This window comes from Metabacillus rhizolycopersici, assembly GCF_020075705.1.
Window position 1 is genome coordinate 24,257 of sequence record NZ_JAIQUM010000034.1, and the last position, 24,531, is coordinate 48,787.

The following is a 24,531-nucleotide window of genomic DNA, read 5'->3' on the forward strand; positions in this document are numbered from 1 at the left end:
TAAACTATTCACTCAACTTTCGCAGAATGAAATCGGCAAATAAGCCTTGAAATAAAACTGGGAGGCCAGAGATCCACTGCTCATGTTGACTTTGAATTAACTTTTTGATTTTCTTATTCGTCTATAGAAGCAACTGAAACGAAATGATTTTTTAATCTCTGCTTGGCATAAATTCTAAAGTTGGAAATGTTTATATCCAAACCTGTTTTCAAGCAACAAAAAAATAAACACTATCAACAGACACAAGACCTCTTCCAACATTTAAGAAGCAGAGTTTGTGTCGTTGATAGCCTTATACTTGATTTTTCATTTATTTTCTATTGAATTGTATGCTGTACTTATATCATAATCCGTTCCATCTTCATTAGTAGCGATAAATACGATTGGAGTGAAATAGTTGAATTCTAAATTACAATACTTAGATTTGATAGATTTGTTAAGTGAACGTCATCTTCTGCTTCGTAGTATATCTGAGAAATCATGGAATGATAGCAGTAATATTTATGTTTCAAATTCCGAATGATTTATCATGGCAAGAGTATATAAAAAGCAGCCTACCATTTCGTATGTGACAAAACATGTAGACATCTCTCGGCAGGCCGTTCATAAGTTCATAAAAAGTCTTGAGGCAAAAGGTTTAGTTGAAATTAAAAACGCAGAACATAACAAAAAAGATAAATGCATAAAGTTAACTGCATTAGGCAATGAATGTTTTGAGAAAAATGAAGCCTTAAAGGCGAAACTTGAGAAAAAAATTGCTGATCAAATAGCGATTCTGAAAGATATCTTAAAATCTGATTGGGGATTGTAGGGAGCTTTTTTTAAATGTTTGATCAAAACTGTACTAGAAATATTGATTTTAATAGGAACAAAAGAACTCATTTTACAAATATTATTAAAATTGAGTTCTTTCTGTTTAAAATCATGATGGAATTTTCAAATGGCTTCTTCATATTTTAGCGCATTTCCATTAAAAGGATCTTCCGCAACTTTTATCGACTCAGTCGGGCATCCTTCATATGCGTCTTCCAAAGAATCAATCAACTCTTCGGGTACTTGTACCGTACCTTCATTCTGGTCGAGAATAACATATGAAATCCCTTAAAATTTAGAATAAAGCTTAATCAATAATAATTCCCTTACCTTCGTTATTTAATAATCTTAGGCTTTCTAATAAAAGACATTACTTTCCAAGTAAATATTTGGTACAATAAATCATGATATTTTGTGAATTTTCAAAATATTGAACATGACATAGTTATTCTTTGGTTTGTTTTGATTTTATAATCTGCATAATGATTCGACAATTACGTAAATGAATCTATTTATGATTAAGTTTTAATTAGGAAATCCGTTAAACCGCTTTATATGAGAAATCAAGTAATAGAATCTAAACCGTTTCTTGCATTCGTTGTACCTAAATATACAAGTTAACTGATTAGATGTTTTGGTTAACTTGTATATTTAATCGAACCTGTCGAAATGGGGGAAATTATGTATAAGCTACGAGGTCATCATCTTTTTTGCCTTTTGGGCTATCGGGGAATGGGCTATTCCCAAGAATACGTGGAAAATATGACAAGTCTGCACCAAACCTTGAGAAACAATCCCAAGATTAGGATTCAACTTGTAAAGGGTCCCGATCAGTTGTGTGAAAAGTACCCAAACTCAGGTGAATACCACTGCCAAGACGACACTATTTATGAAAGAGATGCCGCTATTATAGAGAAATTAGGGCTTAAAATCGGACAAATTCTGAATTGGGAGGACATTGAGTCGCTCATCCGAAAGTATATCGTCCCCTCCGATATTCAAATTGTGTGTGAATCTTGTTCCTGGCGGTCATATGGAGTTTGTGAAGAAGGTATTCAAGAGATTCTTGAAGGGAAGGGCTTAAGGGAAGTTAAATAAGCCTTCCCCCTTTTATTAAATAGTTCCGTTTTGAGGTAAAATATTTAAATTAAATCACCCTTTTTTCCATTCTAGCATCCGTTCGTTTAAGTATAATTTCTGTCCCTCAAAACCCACTAGAGTGTCTTCGTTTCCAGTCGAAATCCTTCGACGACCACATCTTCATCGATCTCAACTAATAGGCACCGTTTTCCATTGTAATTAATATATTTTACATTTTTCAGATCTTTTGGGCTGACGGATACATCAGCTACCTTCGTATTGATTTTAATAGATTTAGGTATTATACTGCTTGCTTTGATTTCGTGTTTTTCGTCATCTACGACACTTTTGAAGGCATGTTCCACTTTGGCGGTATCTACATTTTCGACGCCGCTTACCTCTAAGATGCGTTCGATGTCCCGATAATTCAACATAGGAGATTCACTTTCTTCATCTTCTTCATTTTCCTGTACTATCTTATCGATTTCCTCATAGACATTAGAAATGACGTTGGAATCCACTTCGTCTCCCATTACTATTTTTAAGATTTGTTCGAAGCTGTCCTTATCTTCCACAGCGGTAATAATATCTTCACAGTTGAGAACTTCTTCTATAAATGAATCATCTGGTTGATTCACTTTCCCTCCACAATAGAGAATATGATTTACATCTCCTGAGTTTTCATTAAAGGCAGGAAAAAGAAAACCTGTTAACGGAGTAGTCAAATTAATAATGGGATCAATTGCGTTATTCGATTTGAATTCTTTCTCGATATAATCAAACAGCAAGACTTTTTTCGGCTGATCGGTTTTATTGAGACTGCAAAGGATAAACTCACTGGAATAAACCTCATCATTCCCACCTTTTTCGGATTCCGGATCCCGTTTCCTAGTCGCCTTTTGATATTCACCTCGGATAAATGTCACCACAGTATCAAAATCGTAAGCAGCATGAGCAAACATTTTCCCGACGATTTTGAGCATGTTTGCTTTCCAATCTTCCGTTGATTCTGCTCGTAATCCTTCGAAGAGGATCGTTTGTGTGCTGTCTTCCACATCACGCCTGAATTTCAGCTCAAACAGTTTGGCATCAAGATGACCTGTCAAAACCTTTTTAAAGTTTGCTAAAAACAATTCTTGTGCTTCCTGTTCTAACATTTGAAACGGTTGACTTACTTGATGGTAAATCTCACCTGATTCTTTCTTTACATAAATATTGAAGATTTCTCGAATTTCCATAAAATGATTGTCTAATTTAAATTGCTTTCGGATATTAGCGATGTCTTTTTTATTCATTTATCTCATCTCCCATTCCTGATTATACTGGTCAGGCAAGAAAATAGTAATACTTGATATTTTTCAATTTTGATAGCTGAAAGGGATAAAGTTAGTATTATCCTATTTTTTTATAGAGATAAATCTCCACTCACTCTAAATGATTTTTAACGTGTTACAGACGAATACTTCAACTTTAGTTCAATAAAAAGCTGCCTAGATCGGAAGAAGGATATTTAAGAAACGCACCCGTTAGCACAAAAAGGTGCACAGTAGTCGGAAACTGTGCACCTTTTTAAAATTCTTCACTAAGTAAATCCCTCATAACTCCCATAGCAACTTTATTAAAAAATTCGTTAAATTGTGGAGTGAATATTACAAAGGGTGTGTTACACATAGTCCTTAACAAAGGATCTTGATATAAGAATGTGCAGGTTGAGATTGTGTTGGATAAAAGTTGTAGGGAGGATTGGTAAGTAATAAGGGTGTGACAAGAAAGCACTGGAACGGTTCGAAGCCACTGAAAAAGTTCATTGAAAGAAAAAAAGAAGTTGATTACCTACTATATGTAGATGATCAACTTCTTTTCATTACTATATATCATTAGAAATAACTGTCAATCATTCAAAGTGAACACTTTTTCAGTGGTCTCGAACGGTTCCCGTGCTTCTCTGTTTGTATTGGATAGTTAGTAAATTATAATAAGTATCTACTATAGGTGAAATATCAGTTTTTTCTAGTGTAATCGAAAGTGACGGTTAGGTGAAGAAGCATCTCCACACTTCTCAATATTTATAAGATTGTCCACCATCGATTGGAATAACGGTTGCGTTGATGAAGTTGGCTTGATCAGATAGTAGGAATGCCACTAAATAACCCACTTCTTCTGGTTTACCGAAACGTTTCATTGGGTTTGGCTCAACAAATTGTTTTCCTACTTCTTCCCAGTTGTCTGGATCCATTTGTTTTAATGAACCTTCGACCATTGGTGTCATGATTGCGCCTGGTGCAATGGCTTTGACGCTGATTCCGTATTGTCCGTATTCAATTCCAGAGTTTCTTGTTAATCCGACCACGCCGTGTTTACTAGCTGCATAACCAGATTGGTTTCCTACCCCACGAATACCGCCAACAGAAGCAGTATTTACAATAGAGCCAAAGCCTTGTTCTCTCATAACTTTCAATACGTGCTTCATACCGTAAAACACACCATTTAAGTTGACACTGACTACTTTTTGGAATTCATCAATCCCAAAATCCTCTGTTAGGTTTTGTTTTCCTTCGATCCCTGCGTTGTTGAAGAAACCATCGATTTTCCCAAATTTCTCAACTGTTTCATTTACATAGTTTTCAACTGCTTTTTCATCTGCCACATTCGCAGAGATAAGCAACACTTCTGCGTTTGGTGCAACTTCTAACACTTTACTTTTTGTTTCTTCTAATGAAGCAGCATTTAAATCAACGAGTGAAAGTTTTGCTCCTTCTTTTGCTATTTGTAAGGCAGAGGCTTGTCCTAAACCAGATCCTGCACCTGTAATTACTATGACTTTCCCATCAAAACGATTGCTCATTTGAAATTTCCTCCTTTATTTTTGTTTCTAGGTTTAAGAGGAAGATCCTATTATCGTAGGAAACGATAAATAACGTATGCTTAGATATCCCCTTTAATTATTTTTTAAAACATATCTCTTATTAAGGATATATAACGGTGAAAGTCACCTTTTCCTACTTAGTCCCCAGGTGGTACAAGTAATCCCACAAAGCTAGGTCGCGAAGAACCATTCACTGTTTCAAGCTTGAAGCAAAAGATTCGTCCCCATGAATGATTATTGCGCCGTATATCCACCATCAACCGTTAAGCTATTTCCAGTCATGAATGAAGAATCATCAGAAGCCATGAATAATACTGCTTTTGCCATTTCTTCTACTTTACCAAGACGTTTCATCGGTGTTGCTGCAGCTAAAGCTTGCTTGCTTTCTTCCGGTATAATTGGTGTATCAATAAAACCAGGGCATAATGCGTTAATACGAATATTTTGTTCTGCATATTCAAGTGCAAGTGAACGAGTTAAGTTAATCACGCCACCTTTTGCTGCGTTATAGGCTGCTGAACCAGGTGACCCAACCCAACCGTACATAGATGCCGTATTAACAATCGTACCGCCATCTGTTTTTAACATTTCACGAATGGATTCACGTGCTACTAAGAAGACACCGTCTAAGTCAACATTTACGGTTTTGCGCCATTCTGAGTACTCTAAATCATGTGAAGGATGAACACGACCGATACCCGCATTGTTGAAGACAACATCCACTTTGCCGAACGTTTCAACGGTTTGTTTAAAGATATTTGCGACTTCTTCTTCACTCGTAATATTTGCTTTTATAAAAAGCGCTTCATAATTAAGCGCTTTCAACTCTTCCTCAAAAGCCTTCCCTTTTTCCTCGTTTAAATCAACAAGAACCACTTTGGCTCCTTCTGAAACGAATAAACGTGCTGTTTCTTCCCCAATACCAGATGCTCCGCCGGTAATCACAGCTACTTTATCTTGTAATTTTCCCATCCTAAATCCTCCTAGTATTAAAAATTCTGTACCTCTTACCTGAGAAAAGTACTAGACAGATCTAATGTCTGTACTATTTTGTTTACAAATTAATTGTACTATTTTGTTCACATTTAACAATCATTAAGATATCATTAGGTGTCTACTAGTTAGACACTTATGATGAATCTGTCTATTTTGAGGGAGGTTTTTCTATGAATGACGAACAAAATACGACATCCGGGCGGCAAAATCGGACAAAAGACCATTTAAAGCAAGCATTAATTGAACTCATAAAAGAGAAGGGTTACCATTCCGTTACTGTAAAAAACATTGTCGATTATGCCACTTATAATCGCAGTACCTTTTATATCCATTACCAAGATAAAATTGAATTAGCTGAAGACTTACTTGTTTCCATGCTTCAAGGGTTAGAAGCTTCAGTAGGCAAACCATATGTACCTGGTCACAAGGTTTATACAGTCAAGTTAAATGCACCATCTTTTAATATCGTTTCATATATCTATAAAAACCGGAATTTTTTTGAACTGATTAATTACGATGACACGTTACCAGGATTACATACAAGGTTCCCTCAATCGATCTTAAAAATCTATAAGGAACAATTTATCTTCGAAACAATCAACAATATCCCGGTCAATATGGATTATTTTAAACGTTATACAGCCTATGGCTTTTATGGACTCCTTCACAATTGGATCCAAAATGGCTTCAAAGAATCCCAAGAGGAATTCATCCAAGAAGTCATTGAGCTAACGAAAACACATATTTACTCACTTGAGTATATTGGAAATAACTAAATAAGTGCCTGGCACTTATCAATGAGGATGGCATAAGAATAACCCTTTCTATGTTCAACGGAAAAGTAAAAATATTTACTCGACACAAAAATAATGTAACAGCGAAATTCAAAGAGCTTCATCGCCTAACCATTCCTATTGGTACAGTATTATTAAGACTAAAATACAGAAATCCAAAAATATAAGCCTTTTAACATATTTGACATGTCCAATATGTTAAAAGGCTATCTTATATACTTCAACAAACGCCCCCCCCTTTAGCTTAATAATATATTGAGCTTATCAATGAAGTTTTAGAATATCCTCCCTAGTTTTTTTACATTTTAAAAATCACCATCGCTTATCAATTTTTCATTTTCTACTATACTTAATCTTTCAGAAAAGAGCCTTTTAAATTGAAATGAATTGTTACAAGTTAAATTTAAAAACACGAGCACAAAGCTGCTCGTGTTTTTGTTTCCATCATAGTCAAATGATAGACATAATAGAAAAGATTCTCCCGAAAACGATAATGATTACTTAGTTACCTGCGCCAACAGGAAATCCGTTAATACACTATTAAACTCTTCAACTTTTTCCCATTGTGGCCAGTGTCCTGCGTCTTGAATGACCGTAAATTCACTATTAGGAATCATTTCTTGAAGTGGTTTTCCTTCTTCTACAGTTGAAGTAGGATCATGGCTAGTCCAAGCTAATAAAGTTGGAACATTAATTTTGCCACACCAAGATGAATCCCAGCTGTATTGTTTTCTTACTTCGATATCTTGAAGACAAACAATATTATACACCGATTGTTGATACTCTGGTTGTGTATAGATTTTATATCGTGCTTCGATTAGTTCTTCTGTTACTTGGCTTTTATCATACATGAGCCACTCAAGTCTTGTTTTTACATTTTCATAATTTGCTTCAATGACTGCCTTTATAGTTGAATCTTTCAGTTTTTGCATCACTTCAGGTTTGTTATTCACATTTCCTGGCGTATTTAACACTAAGGCCTTCACATATTCGGGATGATGTGCTGCAAACCAGGCAGCTACCCAACCGCCTAATGATTCACCTGAAATAAACGCTTGTGATAGATCCAATGCCTGCATAACCCCTAATAAATGATCGCTGTAATAATCAATCCCATACGGTCGATTGGGTTTTTCTGTATAACCATGTCCTACCATATCAATACAAATAACGCGAAACTTTTCACTGAGACCTCTAATATTTCTTGCGTACGCTTCAATATGTCCCCCAGTACCATGAAGCAAAATAAGTGGTTCTCCACTACCAGCTTCAAGCACTCTTGTTTTTATTCCACCCGCATTTACATAGTGTAGTTTTAATTCCAAATCTGCTAAGTCCGTCCAAATTGTCATCTCAATCTCTCCCTTTTTTAAAAGAATTACTCCTCACTCTATCCCTTATTTACCTTTTAACAACAGATTTCATCCATTCTGGATTAATCGCAGTTGTCTCAAAGAAACGTTCTGGTACAGTTGGTCCCCACCATAAACGACCTTTTTGATCGTATTCTTCTTTTGTCCAACCAATCGGCGTGAGATCAGTATCTCTTTTGTAATCTCCAGAGTAAATTTCAATACGATGTCCATCTGGATCTCTGACATACAAGAAGAACGCATTTGTAACTCCATGTCTTCCTGGACCATATTCGACTGAATCTCTATATCCTGCGTCTGCTAACAAGTCTGCAGTTCTAACTACTCCGGCAACTCCATCCACAATATACGCAATATGATGTAGAGACGCTTCACTGTGTTTAACCAATGCTACATCATGAGTAGAAGTTTTAGCTCTTGTCCATGCTGCAAATTTTTCATCGCCATCTTGAACATATTCTGAAATGCTAAATCCAATTTCCTCCCAATAATCAAGAGCTTTATCAACATTCGGCACACGTAGATTCATATGATCAATACAAATTGGTGGAATACCTCTATGAAGATGAGAGTATCGCATTGGCAATGCATCTACACCACCATTTTGATTACCCACACTTATTTGCTCCATTGAGTGATAAAACTCCACTGGATGTCCATTCGGTTCCGCCACTTTTAAAGTTGGTCCTTTACCTGGATGAATACTATCTAGACTATATTCTGTTTTAATGCCCATCTCTTCATGTTTCTTCTTTAATACTTCTAAGTACTCAGGGCTTGACACTCTTAATCCAAAACTGCCTAAAGCAGCAAACGGTTTTTCAGTTAAAATAAGCGAGTATCGATCAAACTCATCAATTGCTCGTAAATATAAGCTACTTTCAGTTCTCTCTACTTCGATAAAACCTAATACATCTACATAAAATTCCTTGGATTTATTTAAATCGGTTACAAAAAGTTCAATTTGTCCTAAACGTAAAATCACGATTAACCACTCCTCACATTTTTTATCTACTAGTCTTTTACGAAATGATATTAATCTCTTTTTAAATTATCCTAATTAAACACAGTTCACATTTTCAAATTGTACGCAAACTAATGACCCCTTACTCAACTGTTCTTAACTCGTTAGTGATTGACTTTTGCTTTCCTTTGCTATTTCAGTTGCTACATCTACAATCATATCTTCTTGACCGCCAACCACTTTGCGACGTCCCAATTCTATTAAAATATCGCGTGAATCGATGTTATATTTTTCCGCTGCACGTTGGGCATGCAATAAGAAGCTTGAATACACACCTGCATAACCAAGCACAAGACTGTCTTTCGTAATTTCCTGTGGTTTTGGTAAAATTGGTGCCACGACGTTTTCAGCAAGATCCATGATTTTATACAAATCTACGCCTGTCTGAATTCCCATTCGATCCAAAACAGCAACTAGCACTTCTGTTTGCGTATTTCCAGCGCCAGCGCCTAGACAGCGAATACTTCCATCAATGCGAGTCGCCCCTGCTTCAATGGCTGCGAGCGTATTACCCATAGCAAGTGATAAATTATTGTGACCGTGAAAACCGATTTCAACCCCTACATACTCTTTCAAAGCTTTAATTCTTTCGGTAACTTCGTGTGGTAAAAGTGCTCCAGCAGAATCAACCATATAAATGACATCAGCCCCATAGCTTTCCATAAGCTTAGCTTGTTCAACTAGCTGTGCAACGGATGCCATATGAGACATCATTAAGAAACCTACTGTTTCAAGACCAAGACTTTTCGCGACATCAATATGTTGGGCTGATACATCAGCTTCAGTTACATGTGTTGCTACTCTAGCCATTTTCACACCAAGGCTTGCTGCCTGTTTTAAATCCTTTACTGTTCCGATTCCTGGCAACAGTAATACAGCCACTTTCGATGTATCGCAAACAGAAACAGCTGCCTCAATTAACTCAAGTTCATTTGTGCGCGAAAATCCGTATTGCAAGGAAGAACCTGCAAGACCATCTCCGTGTGACACTTCAATGTATGGAACTTTTGCCTCATTTAAACCTTTTGCGATTGCTAGTACTTTCCCTACTGTATATTGGTGGGCAACAGCATGACTGCCATCACGCAATGCTACTTCTGTTATGAGAATTTCTCGTTCTTTAGTCATTTTTTTTCCTCCTTAAACTGATTCTTTAGCAAGTCTTTTTTTAGCAAACGTTTCTGCCACTTGTACAGCTGCTGATGTCATAATATCAAGGTTACCTGAATATTTAGGCAAATAATCACCTGCACCTTCTACCTCGATGAATACGGTTACTTTATTTCCTTCAATAATCGGTTCCGTTCGCAAGCGGTAGCCTGGCACATAAGATTGAACAGATTGAACCATTTCTTGAATCGATTGAATAACAGCATCCTCATTCATGCTACCTTCTTCGACTAACGCATGAACTGTATCACGCATTAAAATAGGAGGTTCTGCCGGATTTAAGATAATAATAGCTTTCCCCTTTTTAGCACCACCAATTGCTTCTATCCCATGTGCTGTTGTTACGGTAAATTCATCGATATTTGCACGTGTTCCAGGACCGGCACTTTTACTTGAAATCGTCGCAACAATTTCAGCATACTCGACAGGACTAACACGGTTAATCGCATGGACAATTGGAATCGTTGCTTGACCTCCACATGTTATTAAATTCACGTTATCCTTATCGATATGTTCTTCTAAATTTACAGTTGGCACAATTAGCTCACCCACTGCAGCTGGTGTTAAGTCAAGCGCAATGATCCCTGCTTCCCGCAGCATCTTTGCATGGCGGACATGCGCCTTTGCAGCAGTAGCATCAAACACAATTTCTACATCGTGTTCTGTTTCAAGAAATCCCTTTAGCCCTGTGTCGACAACGTTATAGCCTTTTTCTTTAGCCCGTTGCAACCCATCAGAATTCGGGTCAATTCCAATCATGGTCGTTACTTCCAACTCGTTTGAACGCTCCAATTTCATCAATAAATCGGTTCCGATATTACCTGAACCAAGGACTGCTACTTTTACTTTGCTCATCATGTCTCCACCTTTCTTACTTTTGTTCGATTTAGAAGACTACCACAAAACCAGTAGTCTTGAGTATTATCAATATACTAGAATTATTTATTTCGTTTTTTTTACATTATGAGATTGTTTTATCCCCTAACTTCTCCATCAAAACCAAATACTTCTTTTCCATAAGCGGCTACTGAATCCTCATATAAAGATGTCTTATGTGTAGCTACTGATAAAATATCTCTAATAAATAATTCCATTGTTCCGCCTTTATAAAGTGCTGCTCCTCCAAGCGTTAAAAGTGCTCTTACAGCGATATCTGTACAGATCTTGATGATTTTTGTGCGGATCGCAAAGAATTCTGCTCGGCCTGTTTTCTTGCCGTCTTTTTCATAGTTCTCTAATAAACGAATATATTTCTCCATCAATGCCTCTGCCGCATGAAAGTCTGTTGTCATTTCTGCTAATACTCTTTGACTGCGAGGGGATTCACTTTCACGTACTCCATCCATCAAGCGCACGCGTTTTTCCGTCAGTGTTTTAAACTCTGATAGAATCCGCTCTGCACCACCTAATGCCATGTTTGGAAACCCTAGATAAAAGGCAGGGAAAAATGGAACATGGTATAAAGGATAGTCCTTATCATACTCTTCCTCTGGTGGTCTACCTGTACGATCTGCTGCATTCAGGCGTAAAATACGATCCATCGGGACATACACGTTATCCGCAATCACTTGGTTACTTCCAGAACCTCTCAGCCCAAAAGTATCCCAATTTTCTACGATTTGAATGTCGGATGCCTTTAAGATTGGCAAACAAACTTCTGGCTTTTCCTGATCATCAAACTGAATCGCGACACCAACACCGATCCAATCGCTATATAAACAACCACTGGCAAAATTCCACGTTCCACTGATCAGGTATCCATCGCCATCCTTTTCTGCTTTGCCAACTGCTGCAAATACATCACAGATTAATCCACCTTGATTGACGATTTCGTCTCTCCCTTTTGGTGGGAGGTAGGACGGCAACACATTATGTAGCGGATAAAGATACGTTAACCACGCTGCTGAAATATTGTAATTGGCAACTGTACGAACCATCTTAGCAAACGTTTGCAAATCGATTTGTGGTCCACCATATTTCTTAGGAAGCATTAACCTGGATATTTGCGTTTCTTTGATCAAGTTAATGACATTTTCAGAAATCGTCGCATTCATTTCTGCTTCTTTCGCTTCTGCTTCCGCTAATTTTCCAATCTTTTCTGCCCCAGCTAAAATCTGTTCAGCCGTTACTTCTTCCTTTACTGCAATGTTCCCCATATTTACACCCCTTTAATTACTTATGGTTTATTTGATTTTACATAAATACGTTGATATTGATGGTCTTTAAAACAATAATTGATATCGCTTACATTGATTCGTTCAATTTTTTCACTCATCAATTACTATCTATAGTCTATTAAATTCTTACTATTCAGAATAGGGCAAAAATTGTTCAAGAATACCAATTTTACAGCAATTTTTGTCCATTTTAATATTTTCATTTATTTAAAAAAACTCTCCAGGTTGTTATTAGCCTAAATAATACACTGCTGCATGTATTCAATGATTTATCAAGTCTTCCACTAGCCAAATTCTGTGAAGGTAGAATTTGAAATGATTGAGCACAAAATCGTTTATTAGGAATTTCTTACATCTGACTTAATTGAAAGAAAACAAGGGAGCGGTACTCGTGTTAGCACCTCTAAATGGGGAATGCTTCACTCAGGAACGACAAATTGGAAGAGTTACGTTGAAGGTGATACATTCTTACCAGTGCTTCCACTGATTAAACGTATAAAACAAGAGGCTAATAGTATAAAAGATATTTATGATTTAGCTAGTGGGGATTTACCTACAGATTTATTTCCTTCTTCTTTACTGGAGTCGTTTCTAAAGGATAGTACAGAAGTTGAGACTGGGTTTGAACATGTGCAAGGGCAATTATTATTAAGAGAAACAATTGCTCACTACATGAAAAAATTTTATAACATTAATGCAACTAGTTCCTCTATCATTGTTACAACAGGTATTCAGCAATCAATATATCTCATTACACAATGTTTACTTAGTCCTGGGGATGCTATTGCAATTGAATCTCCTTCATATATTTATCCTTTTCTATTATTTCAATCCGCCGGTCTACGTGTATTTGGCTTACCTGTTGATGAAAATGGCATTAATCCGGAAGATATCATTACCTTGTATCGTAAGCATCGAATTAAGTTTATTTTCTTAAATCCAACCTATCAAAATCCAACGAGAACAGTTTTATCTGAAAATCGATGGAAAAGAATCGCTGAAATTGCCGCAGAATTAAACATTCCAATATCTGAGGGTGATTCTTACAATCCCTATCTTTTGTAAAGACTAGTATTAAAGATAAGCGTGCTAGACATAAAGAAAGGTCGCAATTCACTCTGGAATTGCGACCTTTTCTGGAACATCTAAAATTTGATCTCATCGTTGCTCAATTTGACGAAAGCCTGTTGATGAGCATGTTTCCTTAAAATATACGTTTCAAAATAATTAAAAACAACTTGTCCCACTGATTTCGCTGCCACTAAAAGGGCATCTTCATCAATATCAAATTTAGGATGATGGTTAAAGTATGCTTGTTCCACATCTTTTGGTTTGCATCCAATGAAAAAGAAAGAGCCCGGAATTTTCTGTGTATAGTAGGCAAAGTCTTCTGAACCGGAGAATTTAGGGAATTCGATTACTCGTTGAATATCAGGATCATTCATATTTTCCATACTGGATTTAACAAAATCCGTAATATCCGGATCATTATATAAAGGTGGATAATCTGCTTCATAGGTAAGCTCGCATTCTACCCCAAACTCAACTTCCAGTCCCTTGATAATACGGTGTATTTCTTTTTCAATCAACTGTTGTGTGTCATCTGTCATGTAACGAACATCACCTTCAAGCTCAATACGATCTTTAATTACATTGAAGCTTCCTTTTCCATCAAATGAACCAATTGTTACAACCCCCATATCAAAAGGGTTTAAGCGCCGGCTAATGATTGTTTGGACTGCTGTTACAAAATGTGCACCAGCAACAATCGCATCATTGGCCATATGTGGTGATGAGCCATGTCCTCCAACTCCTTGAATAGCCAATTTAAAATAAGTTCGTCCGGCCATCGTATATCCGCTTCTATATCCTACTGTACCAGTGGGTTCAGTAGGGAATAAATGAATACCAAAAATATGTTCAACATCATCAAGGATGCCCGAATCTACAATACTTTTTGCTCCACCCGGAGGCGTTTCTTCTGCATGTTGATGGATAATTTTGATGGTACCTGAGATGGATGATTTTAATTCAATGAAACAATCCGCAAGAATCATTAGGTATGCCGTATGCCCATCATGCCCGCAAGCATGCATAACGCCCTCATTTAAAGATTTAAATGGCACATCGGTTTCTTCTGTAATTGGCAACGCATCAAAGTCTGCTCGCAAGGCGATTGTTTTCCCAGGCTTGTCCCCAGTAATCGTGACCACGATTCCATATCCATTGCCAACATTACGTGCAATTTGCACATCTTTTCCTTCATAAAAGTCTGCTATATATTGCGCTGTTTTTTCTTCTTTAAAAGATATTTCAGGATGTTGATGTAGATATCTCCTTATCTCAATCATTTCCTCTTTTCTTTCTTCAAGTCTTTTTAATAATTGATCGATCATTTGTATTTCCTCCTACTCTTTTGTTTTAACCGCAAGAACAATAAACCCGGCGACAACCATCACTACTGACAAACTGATAAACACGATTGAGAAAGATCCGCCAGCTAGAGAAATTAAAGCTCCAAATGTCATTGGGGCAATAAAGCCGCCAAGTGTCGATCCGGTATTGATAATCCCAACGGATGAACCAATTACTTTTTCAGGCAGGATTTTGTGTGGCCAAGAGAATACCCCAACAAAGATAATGGTTATGAAGAATGTAAGCAAATATAACAATCCAATAGATACTGCCAATGAATTAGTAAGCACCAAACCGGCAAACGCTACAGCTGAAAGGATAGAACTACTTAAAAATAATACTTTTTCTTTTTCAGCAAAAAATTTTGTCAATAAAATGCCCGCTAATAAGGAAGCGATTGTTCCCCCAACTGCGTTGATACCTAGGATCGTTCCAACTGTGCTAATCGATAATGAGAATTTTTCTTTTAAAAAAGATGGAAGCCATGACATATTTCCGTAAAAAGCCATATTGACTAAAATCATCACAATAAATAGGGTGATGACATTGCGATTTAAAATGACTGATTTAAAACTAGTTTGTGTTTGTTTTGGTTCAACCTTCCTTTTCACTGCTGGAGTATCGTTTGGCACAAAGAAAATAACTAATATTAATGAAATAACAAATAATGTACCTACTACATAGTAAGAATTTTGCCAGTTCCAATCGATTAGCCTTGCTCCAATTAGAAAAGCCAAGATTCCTCCAATTCCGCTTGTAGATAAAATAAGGGATTGGATAAAAGTCCGCCTATCTTTCGAGAAATTCTCCGCGATACTTTTTGACGTGCTTGGTGGATAGCCTGCATGACCAACGCCTGCGAAGAAACGAATCAAAATAAATAAAATAAGGCTTCCTGCAAAACCAAATGCAAATGTAAATACAGAAATAAGTGAAAGAGACAGAATTAATACCTTTTTATAACCAATTTTATCTGCTAACCATCCTCCCGGAATTTGCATTAAGGAATAGCCTAAGAAAAATAAACTCATTATTAATCCCGTTTGACTTGTTGTGAAATTGTACTGCTCTGCAATAGGGATAATTGCTGTCGAAATCATATTTTTGTCCATGTAAAGCAAGGAATAGCCAAACATTAGAGCCGTAATCAGCAAAATTTCATTTGGTTTTTTTGCCTTTTGAACAGAATTCTTACCTACCATTTGTTGATGTGTTCCGTTTGTATATTGATCCTGTAATGCACTTTTGGAAATAGACATAGGAAGTCTCCTCTCAAAATGTAATCGCTATCAATTAATAAAGGAATTTTCTTAATAATCTTATTATAAAATAATTGTCGTAATATTGTAAAAGAATTTTCCCAAAATTACGACAATTATTTTTAAGGAATCCTGTATCTTTGATAAAAAATAGGTGTTCACATAGATGAATTACTTCTTTATGGAGCCCTGCATTTTCGATTATATATGAGTTATTCCAATGAAACACCCGTTCGTATAGGTCTTGTATTAAAGTGCTTATTGTTGTAAACTGCAATTTCCTAATGATAGACCATGCCTATCAAGCTAACGATGGAAATATGATAGGACCCCTAGTAGAAATTTAATATTTTCATCATTTTATGTGCAATTTATCTCTTAAAGTCACACTCAGGACCTAGATCATAATTGGTGACCAATCCCATTCCTCCCTGTTAACAAAGAGGCTCGGGTCGGTGAACATAATGGTGTTACATGAGAATTGTTATAGCGAAGTCCGTTTTCCGCTAACCAATCCAGGTTAGGTGTCTTAATTTCCGATCCGTAACTTCCAATATCAGAAAACCCAGAATCATCTAAAACAATAAACACCACATTTGGTTTTGATGAACTCTCTCCGTCTTTCTCTTGAATAGTTTCCTTCTGTACCTTTGTCTCTGACTTTGCTGCTTCTGTACGTATAACGGAGCTAGAAGAAGCTTTCAACGAACAGCCCGATAATAACGATAAAGCAGAAGTAAAAATCGTTAACTTATGTAGCGATGACCAGTTCAGCACGTTTAATCTTTCCCCCAATGTGTCTCCGCCTCCCTATTGACTTAGTTTCACTCCAACAAAACAAAGAGGATTCTCTCATCTTCTGTAACCTATTCTATTTACACGAGGACCTCTTTATTTTGTTAGCGCATTCATTTTTTGGTTAACTAAGCGTCCTGTTCCTTTGATGGTTTTAAATGTTTTGCTAAAAACTAGAACATTTCTTAAAATCATAACCCTCAACCCTTATTTCAAAGTAAGGTAGGGCTACAATACGTTACCTAACTTGATATATTTTTAGTTAATTCTACATTTGCTGTATGTTCAAATTTCTTCGGGCGTACAGCAACCAAGGCAAGTCCTCCAAAAACAAGAAGAAGTAATGCACTAACCTGAAAAGAGTAATGGAATCCCGAAGCTGGATTTGAAGCATTTTGAACGAGTAAACCTGTTACATATGGTCCAACGATACCACCTAATGAGGTGATTGCCATAAACCAACCTTGAATTTTACCATGATGCTTTTTAGAAACAAGCTCCACTAATATGGCAGGTCCTTGAACTAATGTAATACATCCAAAAGTTAACCCGAGGGATAGTAAAGCAATTGCCATGAAGTTAGAGCTTACCATCGTCCCAATAAAGTAGCAGACTGATCCCGCTAACAGGACAGATCCAAGAACAAACACTCGCGCTTTGACAACATTTTGAGTTTTACGATACAAACGGTCTGAAATTGCAGAAAATACGACTTGTGAAATCGTAATGAGAATCCAAGGTAGGGCTACAACAATTTGTAATTGTTCTGCACTTAGTTGACGAACATTCTCTAAGTAATTAGGGAGCCAATTTAATCCAATTGTAAATGACCAATATGTTGCGAAGCCACATAAAGCAACGAAGATGAAATTTTTAGAAAGTAAGACAGAAGAGAAGTTTGTTTCTGGTTGGATTGTGGATGTGCCAGAACCTACTTTTGTCGATGATGTTTCAACTGCTGAATCCTCTTTCTCTTTTACTAACCATAACCATACAACAATCCAAATTACACCAACGATCCCAGTAGCTACAAAAGCTGTACGCCACCCAAAATTCATAATAAGATACATTAAAATTGGAGCTGATATTGCTACCCCAAGAGGTCCACCAATAGATACCATCGATATTCCTACTCCGAGTTTTTCCTTAGGAAGCCATCTAGATGCTGCAGTCATCGCTAAAGAGTATGAAGGTCCTTCACCCGCCCCTAAAATGATTCTCGTAATTAATAAAAATGTAAAGCTCGACACAAATATAGTTGAAAACTGAACGAGAGACCAAACTGCTACCATTCCAACGATTACTTTTCCAATTCCAAACCGATCGGCAAGTGCACCACCTAGAATGGCTGATATTGAATACAATAAGAAGAAAACACTCCCTACAATTCCCCATTGCTCGGCAGTCAATCCTAGTTCCGCGATTATTGGAACAGAAGCAAATCCGATAATTGCCTTATCTGCATTACTAATCACAGTCAATAAGAATAATAAGCTAATCACAATCCACGCTTTTTTTGTTTCCTTTTGAGCCATAAAGTTACCCCCTGTAATGAACCTTTTATTTAAAATAGAATAGAAGCAGAGTCCTAGTTCTTATTTTTCTTTCAAAAAACAATATTGACTAGGTAGTTTTATTTCGCATATTCTGACTCTTAAAAAGACTATGGTGTAAGATCACGCTCATTGTTTGCGTTTACATTTTATTTTCCTAGTTGAAACGAAACGACGGGGCGGAAATTTCTCAAACATTTTTCAAGCATCTGTAACTCATCTCAACAAAATCTTATTGGGTCCAGTATAATCTGCTAATCTCTTGATTGAGGGAACCTTTAGATAGTAACAGTTCCCCGTAATTTAAGTACTTGTATTTGTGTTTGCTTCCGTTTAATGAAAAGTAGCTTCTACTTTTCCTAAATGAGTAAATTCGGCTGTGAATCGATCTCCTTTTTGTGCATTTACTGCTGCCGATAATGCTCCTGAAAGAATAACTTCCCCAGCTTTAAGAATGACATCGTATTCAAATAATTTATTTGCTAGCCAAGCCACACATTTTGCTGGATTACCTAATACAGCTGATCCATATCCCGTGTTCATAAGTTCTCCATTTTGATACAAATTCATTTCGATTTTTGTTAAGTCTAAATCAGTTACAGAAAATCTTTTATCTCCTAACACAAAGAGGCCGCAAGAAGCATTATCTGCAATGGTGTCTTGTAATTTTATTCTCCAATCAACGATTCTGCTGTCCACAATTTCTAAAGCAGGGACAATGTATTCGGTTGCGTCTAAGACATCCTCTATGGTGACAGATGGACCTTTCAGATCTTTATGGAGAACAAATGCAATCTCCGCTTCCACCTTGGGTTGGAAAACACGATTCATTGTAATAACGCCATTATTACTAACTTCCATACTATCCAACAGATGCCCGTAATCCGGTTGGTCAACACCTAGCAGCTCCTGCATGGCAAGTGAAGTTAAACCAATTTTTTTGCCGACAATTCGTTGGCCGTCCTTTACTTTCTGATCAATGGCTTTCAATTGTACTTGATATGCCTCATCAACTGTCATATCTGGATATAAATCTGTAAGTGGTTTAACAGTTTTCTTCTCTACTTCCGCCTGTAGCAAATGCTCATATGCCTGATTTTCTCGATCTTTTACTTGGTTGCTCAAAGAAAAAACCTCTTTCTATAAAAAGTAATAACTTTAATTTAGCAATCAAAGAGGAGGATAACCCCCTCTTTGAAAAAATCTATTTTTTAATAGTCTAAACTAGTAACCTATTATTTATGAAGAAGCATGATTATTGATTTATTATAAAATACTCCGGTTATTTTGCTTCGATTAAATTACCCTTTTCCAATAGGAAGTTTGTTAACACGCTGTTAAATTCTTCAACCTTTTCCCATTGTGGCCAGTGTCCCGCATCTTGAATGACTGCAAATTCACTATTTGGAATCATTTCTTGAAGCGGTTTTCCTTCCTCTACAGTTGAAGTAGGATCATGGCTAGTCCAAGCTAATAAAGTTGGAACATTAATTTTCCCACACCAAGATGGATCCCAGCTGTATTGTTTTCTTACTTCGATGTCTTGAAGGCAAACGATATTATACACCGATTGTTGATACTCTGGTTGTGTATAGATTTTATACCGTGCTTCGATTAGTTCTTCTGTTACTTGGCTTTTATCATACATTAGCCACTCAAGTCTTGTTTTTACATTTTCATAGTTTGCTTCAATAACTGCCTTTATAGTTGAATCTTTCAGTTTTTGCATCACTTCAGGTTTGTTGTTCACGTTTCCTGGCGTATTTAAAACTAAGGCCTTCACATATTCAGGATGATGTGCTGCAAACCAAGCTGCTACCCAACCGCCTAATGATTCACCGGAAATATACGCTTCCGACAAATCCAAAGCCTGCATAACCCATAATAAATGATCACTATAATAGTCGATTCCATATGGACGATTTGGTTTGTCTGTATATCCATGTCCAACCATATCAATAACGATTACTCGAAAAGTTTCACTGAGGCCTCTAATATTTCTTGCGTACGCTTCAATATGTCCCCCAGTACCATGAAGCAAAATAAGTGGTTCTCCACTACCAGCTTCAAGCACTCTTGTTTTTATTCCACCCGCATTTATATAGTGAAGTTTTAATTCTAAATCTGCTAAGTCCGTCCAAATTGTCATCTCAATCTCTCCCCTTTTTTTAATAAATAAAGTAGAATCACATTCTACTAAATAACAAACCCATCTATGGTCATAGAGTGAATATCATGTACCTGTATTCATTTTTTATAATAAGATTACATTTCCTACTGGAATGATAATCATTTTGCTTAAACGAATACTAATTATTTATGGTTACTTAATTGTTTCGTATTCAGACGATTTATTACTTTTATTTTGATTAATCGGCTGAGTGAACTGTACAATCGCCATTCCTGTTACCCATTCTGGAATCGGCTCATAGTATGCCACCTCTGTTTCAAAGTTTTGGAGGGCACCCAACAATACAAGCCAGTTGTGGATTTCTTGGCCTCCATTCCCGCCATTTTCCTCAATAAATTCAGGGCTCCATTTTCTTAAAGCTTGAAAATCCCTTTCAGTAATTAAACGCAAAAACTCTCGATCCCATTCTTCATTCACTGGACCTGATTTAATTTGTGTGACTCTTGTTTTTCGTGTTTGTAAGTATTCGTCAAGTTGTTCGATTTCTTGTCGGCCATTTTTTAATATGTGAATCAACTGTTGATCCTCTGGTTTCTCACTATCAATTTTTGGAATTGGTACCCAATGAGATAATCCACCTGACGCAACAATTGCCACTTTTTTATCAGAATCCCACGACTCAATCGATTTACGTATCATTTCACCTACTTGGAAACAACGATCCATTGTTGGTAACGGTGGTGCAGATGTATTTACAGCGATTGGAACAACCGGTATGTTTAGATCTGAGTTTAAGAAATAAATAGATTGCGTATGACCATGATCTACCTTCATTGACATTGTAAATGTAAAATCAATATTATTTTCTAAACTAGTTTGGAGGATATGCTTTGCCAAGTCTTGCTGTACAGGAATTTTGTATTCTGGTATTTGCCAGTCTCCCCATCCTTCACATTTACCGATTCCGATTGTAAACGCAGGCATATGATCATAGAAATAACTGTTAAAATGATCATCTGAAACCAATACGATAATATCTGCCCCACTATCTTCCAACCATTTCTTCATTTCGCTTGTTTTTTCAAGAAACCGCTTCCCTTTTTCTCCACCGCCAGCTTCATTCGTCATGATCATTGGACTGTGTGACATTGCGATACCTGCGATAATTTCAGCCATTTTCCCCACTCCCTTAAGAACTTATGAAATAATGATTTTAGCTTTTAATATACTAATACATTCGTATTTACGTGCTTAGTTTTGACATCCTCTACTCTGATTTGACGGTGCCATACAATGGATAGATTTCCTTTCATGAATATGGGGATCTTCTTCACACATTTCAGAGATTGACCTTCTTGTTTTTCCATTACAATCACTTCAGTTTGCGTTGAACCCATCTCATTTTTCAGCGTGACAGCATAGCGACCGGGTGCAGGGAGTGTATAGTATGGGCTAAGTTTAAATAACATTCCGTCCCAGTCACATTTTACTTCATAAGAGTATCCGAGATAGTTAGGCAACTCCTCGACATGGCCTTTTGACAATTTTTCTCGAATGCATGATGAACTGATTTTCTGACCACACCATTCAACCTTAGACACCTTTGTCACTTCAAGGAGACCACCCGAATCATTTTTGAGGCGATCCATATTCCCTGCTCCAAGACTGCCATACGTATAGTCGAAGCCAGCGACTGCATGGACGACACCGAGCCCAATCAAATATTTAGTCACAAACTGTTCTGGTGAAAGCGCAGCAAAATCTTTGTCGAATTCAATTATATAAAACGTATCAACACCCAATGTTTGGAGCATTTTCTCTTTTTCAGAAAGCGGCAATAAATAATCTACACGCTTTTTCCCATTGGATAAAATGGTTTTAGGGTGCGGGAAAAAACTCATGACAGAAAGTGAGAGATTCTTTTCCTTCGCTTTCCGTGTAGCTGTTTCAATCACCAGGCGATGTCCTTTATGAATGCCGTCAAAAAATCCAAGTGCAATAACGCTTGTTCTTGCCCTTTTCTGCCAGTGTGCCAAATTGGTTGGGTTCAAATAAATCGTCTCCATACGATCTCCTTTCAAACGTAATCTACAATGCTGCTGTTTTTTCTTCTGTCAATGAACGATAACGTCCACTGTAAAAAATGAGTGGCTCAGCATCTTCAAGGTGAATATCTGTCACTTTCCCAATAAATAAAGTATGGTCACCTTCAACATGCTCAGCTGATACTTCACAAGCTATTTGTGCGACAGCACCAGGTGTAACCGGTTTGCCATCAAGACGATCAAACTCGACTTCACGGTGTTCTTTCAACTGACCAGCAAAAATCATTGAAAGTTCCTGTTGATCTGCTGCTAAAATATTAACTGTGAATATTTTACTTTGTTTAATTTTGTTAAGAATTCGTGCGTTTTCTCCGATTGAGATAACAACAAGCTTTGGATTAATTGACACAGACATGAAAGCATTTGCTGTCATACCATGCACTTCTCCTTCCACCTCTGTCGCTATCACTGTTACACCTGTTGCAAATTTCCCCATTGCATTACGAAATTGACGATCATCCATTTTAAAATTCCTCCTATTTTTCATGTATTGGAATAAAATTTTCTATTTATCAATGACTTAGACAAAATCCTTCTAAATCTAACTATTAAACTAGTTATAAAGTATGGATACTTCCTTCTTTTATCCTCTAACTCCACTCTCGAAATCAAATACTTCTTTTCCATAGGCAGCTACTGAATCCTCATATAGCGATGTCTTATGTGTAGCTACTGATAAAATATCTCTAATAAATAATTCCATTGTTCCGCCTTTATAAAGTGCTGCTCCTCCAAGCGTTAAAAGTGCTCTTACAGCGATGTCTGTACAGATCTTGATTATTTTTGTTCTAATCGCAAAGAATTCTGCTCGGCCTGTTTTCTTCCCATCTTTTTCATAGTTCTCTAATAAACGAATATATTTATCCATCAATGCTTCTGCCGCATGAAATTCTGTTGTCATTTCTGCTAATACCCTTTGACTACGAGGTGATTCACTTTCACGTACTCCATCCATTAAGCGCACACGTTTTTCAGTAAGTGTTTTAAACTCTGAAAGGATCCGCTCTGCACCACCTAATGCCATGTTTGGAAATCCTAGATAAAATGCAGGGAAAAATGGAACATGGTATAGTGGATAGTCTTTATCATAATCCTCCTCTGGTGGTCTACCTGTACGATCTGCTGCATTTAGGCGTAAAATACGTTCCATCGGGACATACACGTTATCCGCAATTACTTGGTTACTTCCAGAACCTCTTAATCCAAAGGTATCCCAATTTTCTACGATTTGAATGTCGGATGCCTTTAAGATTGGCAAACAAACTTCTGGCTTTTCCTGATCATCAAACTGAATCGCAACACCAAGACCAAGCCAATCGCTATATAAACAACCACTGGCAAAATTCCACGTCCCACTTATGCGATACCCGTCACCATCCTTTTCCGCCTTTCCAACTGCTGCAAATACATCACAGATTAATCCACCTTGATTGACGATTTCGTCTCTCCCCTTCGGAGGAAGATAGGACGGCAACACATTATGTAGCGGATAAAGATACGTTAACCACGCTGCTGAAATATTGTAATTGGCAACTGTACGAACCATCTTCGCAAACGTGTGCAAATCGATTTGTGGTCCACCATATTTCTTAGGAAGCATTAACCTGGATATTTGCGTTTCTTTGATCAAGTTAATGACATTTTCAGAAATCGTCGCATTCCTTTCTGCTTCCTTCGCTTCTGCTTCCGCTAATTTCCCAATCTTTTCTGCTCCAGCTAAAATCTGCTCAGCCGTTACTTCTTCCTTTACTGCAATGTTCCCCATATTTACACCCCTTTGTTTACTTATGGTTTATTTGATTTTGCATAAATACGTTGATATTGATGGTCTTTGATTCAACAATTGACATCGCTTACATTGTTTCCTTCAAGCTTTTTTTCTTATCAATTACTACCTATAGTGTATTAAATTCGCAATTTTCATAATAGAACAAAAATTGTCCATGTTTTTTCTCTTATTGACTATTTTTTGTCCATCTA

21 protein-coding genes and 2 pseudogenes are annotated in these 24,531 nt (G+C 36.9%); 4 read left to right on the top strand and 19 right to left on the bottom strand.

All coding sequences use genetic code 11. From position 1 onward, the window contains the following. Positions 1-397 precede the first annotated feature (397 nt). Positions 398-811, top strand: a pseudogene (locus K9V48_RS15070) (MarR family winged helix-turn-helix transcriptional regulator). 125 nt (positions 812-936) lie between these two features. Here K9V48_RS15070 and K9V48_RS30190 read toward each other — a convergent pair. Beyond that, a pseudogene (locus K9V48_RS30190) lies at positions 937-1,101 on the bottom strand (ferredoxin family protein); the annotation flags it as partial. A 393-nt stretch (positions 1,102-1,494) separates the two neighbouring features. Here K9V48_RS30190 and K9V48_RS15080 point away from each other — a divergent pair. Further along, on the top strand, positions 1,495-1,911 hold the full coding sequence (locus K9V48_RS15080; RefSeq protein ID WP_224139852.1) for a DUF1284 domain-containing protein: 417 nt from the start codon (positions 1,495-1,497) through the stop codon (positions 1,909-1,911). Positions 1,912-2,027: 116 nt separating this feature from the next. Here K9V48_RS15080 and K9V48_RS15085 read toward each other — a convergent pair whose 3' ends face one another. The 3 genes from K9V48_RS15085 to K9V48_RS15095 all read right to left on the bottom strand — a co-directional run bounded on the left by K9V48_RS15085 (position 2,028) and on the right by K9V48_RS15095 (position 5,731). Beyond that, positions 2,028-3,188 (bottom strand): DUF4317 domain-containing protein, encoded by a 1,161-nt coding sequence (locus tag K9V48_RS15085; protein WP_224139853.1) that lies wholly within the window; start codon positions 3,186-3,188, stop codon positions 2,028-2,030. A gap of 764 nt (positions 3,189-3,952) precedes the next feature. Next, entirely contained in the window at positions 3,953-4,738 is a 786-nt protein-coding gene (locus tag K9V48_RS15090; RefSeq protein ID WP_224139855.1) for an SDR family oxidoreductase, read from the bottom strand. 255 nt (positions 4,739-4,993) lie between these two features. Next, entirely contained in the window at positions 4,994-5,731 is a 738-nt protein-coding gene (locus K9V48_RS15095; RefSeq protein WP_224139857.1) for an SDR family NAD(P)-dependent oxidoreductase, read from the bottom strand. 194 nt (positions 5,732-5,925) lie between these two features. On the opposite strand from K9V48_RS15095, the gene K9V48_RS15100 reads away from it, so the two are divergent. Then, positions 5,926-6,531 (top strand): TetR/AcrR family transcriptional regulator, encoded by a 606-nt coding sequence (locus K9V48_RS15100; protein WP_224139859.1) that lies wholly within the window; start codon positions 5,926-5,928, stop codon positions 6,529-6,531. 515 nt (positions 6,532-7,046) lie between these two features. Here the strand turns inward: K9V48_RS15100 and K9V48_RS15105 are convergent. The 5 genes from K9V48_RS15105 to K9V48_RS15125 form a co-directional block, all read right to left on the bottom strand. Next, entirely contained in the window at positions 7,047-7,901 is an 855-nt protein-coding gene (locus K9V48_RS15105) for an alpha/beta fold hydrolase (RefSeq protein ID WP_224139861.1), read from the bottom strand. Between the two features lie 49 nt (positions 7,902-7,950). Then, the gene (gene hpaD / locus K9V48_RS15110) at positions 7,951-8,907 is read right to left on the bottom strand and encodes a 3,4-dihydroxyphenylacetate 2,3-dioxygenase (protein ID WP_224139863.1); all 957 of its coding nucleotides are present in this window, start codon (positions 8,905-8,907) and stop codon (positions 7,951-7,953) included. A gap of 135 nt (positions 8,908-9,042) precedes the next feature. Next, a complete protein-coding gene (dmpG, locus tag K9V48_RS15115; RefSeq protein WP_224139865.1) occupies positions 9,043-10,074 on the bottom strand; it encodes a 4-hydroxy-2-oxovalerate aldolase in 1,032 nt (343 codons plus the stop codon). Between the two features lie 12 nt (positions 10,075-10,086). Next, positions 10,087-10,971, bottom strand: a complete 885-nt coding sequence (locus K9V48_RS15120; protein ID WP_224139867.1) for an acetaldehyde dehydrogenase (acetylating) — start codon at positions 10,969-10,971, stop codon at positions 10,087-10,089. A 119-nt stretch (positions 10,972-11,090) separates the two neighbouring features. Beyond that, complete coding sequence (locus K9V48_RS15125; protein ID WP_224139868.1) at positions 11,091-12,272, bottom strand: acyl-CoA dehydrogenase family protein; 1,182 nt, start codon at positions 12,270-12,272, stop codon at positions 11,091-11,093. Between the two features lie 435 nt (positions 12,273-12,707). Between K9V48_RS15125 and K9V48_RS15130 the strand changes: the two genes are divergently transcribed. Next, on the top strand, positions 12,708-13,358 hold the full coding sequence (locus tag K9V48_RS15130; protein WP_224139870.1) for an aminotransferase class I/II-fold pyridoxal phosphate-dependent enzyme: 651 nt from the start codon (positions 12,708-12,710) through the stop codon (positions 13,356-13,358). Positions 13,359-13,438: 80 nt separating this feature from the next. Here the strand turns inward: K9V48_RS15130 and K9V48_RS15135 are convergent, their stop codons facing one another. The 10 genes from K9V48_RS15135 to K9V48_RS15180 form a co-directional block, all read right to left on the bottom strand. Further along, a complete protein-coding gene (locus K9V48_RS15135; RefSeq protein WP_224139871.1) occupies positions 13,439-14,689 on the bottom strand; it encodes a M20 family metallopeptidase in 1,251 nt (416 codons plus the stop codon). Positions 14,690-14,701: 12 nt separating this feature from the next. Beyond that, entirely contained in the window at positions 14,702-15,967 is a 1,266-nt protein-coding gene (locus tag K9V48_RS15140; protein WP_224139873.1) for an MFS transporter, read from the bottom strand. A gap of 402 nt (positions 15,968-16,369) precedes the next feature. Continuing rightward, positions 16,370-16,744, bottom strand: coding sequence for a sulfatase-like hydrolase/transferase (locus K9V48_RS15145; protein ID WP_224139874.1), 375 nt, complete (start codon positions 16,742-16,744; stop codon positions 16,370-16,372). A gap of 260 nt (positions 16,745-17,004) precedes the next feature. Continuing rightward, the gene (locus tag K9V48_RS15150; RefSeq protein ID WP_224139876.1) at positions 17,005-18,297 is read right to left on the bottom strand and encodes an MFS transporter; all 1,293 of its coding nucleotides are present in this window, start codon (positions 18,295-18,297) and stop codon (positions 17,005-17,007) included. Positions 18,298-18,648: 351 nt separating this feature from the next. Continuing rightward, complete coding sequence (locus K9V48_RS15155; protein WP_224139878.1) at positions 18,649-19,440, bottom strand: 2-keto-4-pentenoate hydratase; 792 nt, start codon at positions 19,438-19,440, stop codon at positions 18,649-18,651. Between the two features lie 157 nt (positions 19,441-19,597). Continuing rightward, positions 19,598-20,464: an alpha/beta fold hydrolase gene (locus K9V48_RS15160; RefSeq protein ID WP_224139879.1), complete on the bottom strand. Its 867-nt coding sequence runs from the start codon at positions 20,462-20,464 to the stop codon at positions 19,598-19,600. A 174-nt stretch (positions 20,465-20,638) separates the two neighbouring features. Beyond that, the gene (locus K9V48_RS15165; RefSeq protein ID WP_224139880.1) at positions 20,639-21,622 is read right to left on the bottom strand and encodes a DODA-type extradiol aromatic ring-opening family dioxygenase; all 984 of its coding nucleotides are present in this window, start codon (positions 21,620-21,622) and stop codon (positions 20,639-20,641) included. Between the two features lie 44 nt (positions 21,623-21,666). Further along, positions 21,667-22,512 (bottom strand): FAD synthetase family protein, encoded by an 846-nt coding sequence (locus K9V48_RS15170; protein ID WP_224139881.1) that lies wholly within the window; start codon positions 22,510-22,512, stop codon positions 21,667-21,669. Positions 22,513-22,534: 22 nt separating this feature from the next. After that, entirely contained in the window at positions 22,535-23,014 is a 480-nt protein-coding gene (locus K9V48_RS15175; protein WP_224139882.1) for a flavin reductase family protein, read from the bottom strand. Positions 23,015-23,134: 120 nt separating this feature from the next. After that, positions 23,135-24,316 carry an acyl-CoA dehydrogenase family protein gene (locus K9V48_RS15180; RefSeq protein WP_224139883.1) on the bottom strand — a complete coding sequence of 394 codons (1,182 nt, stop codon included), beginning with the start codon at positions 24,314-24,316 and terminating at the stop codon, positions 23,135-23,137. Between the last annotated feature and the right edge of the window lie 215 nt (positions 24,317-24,531).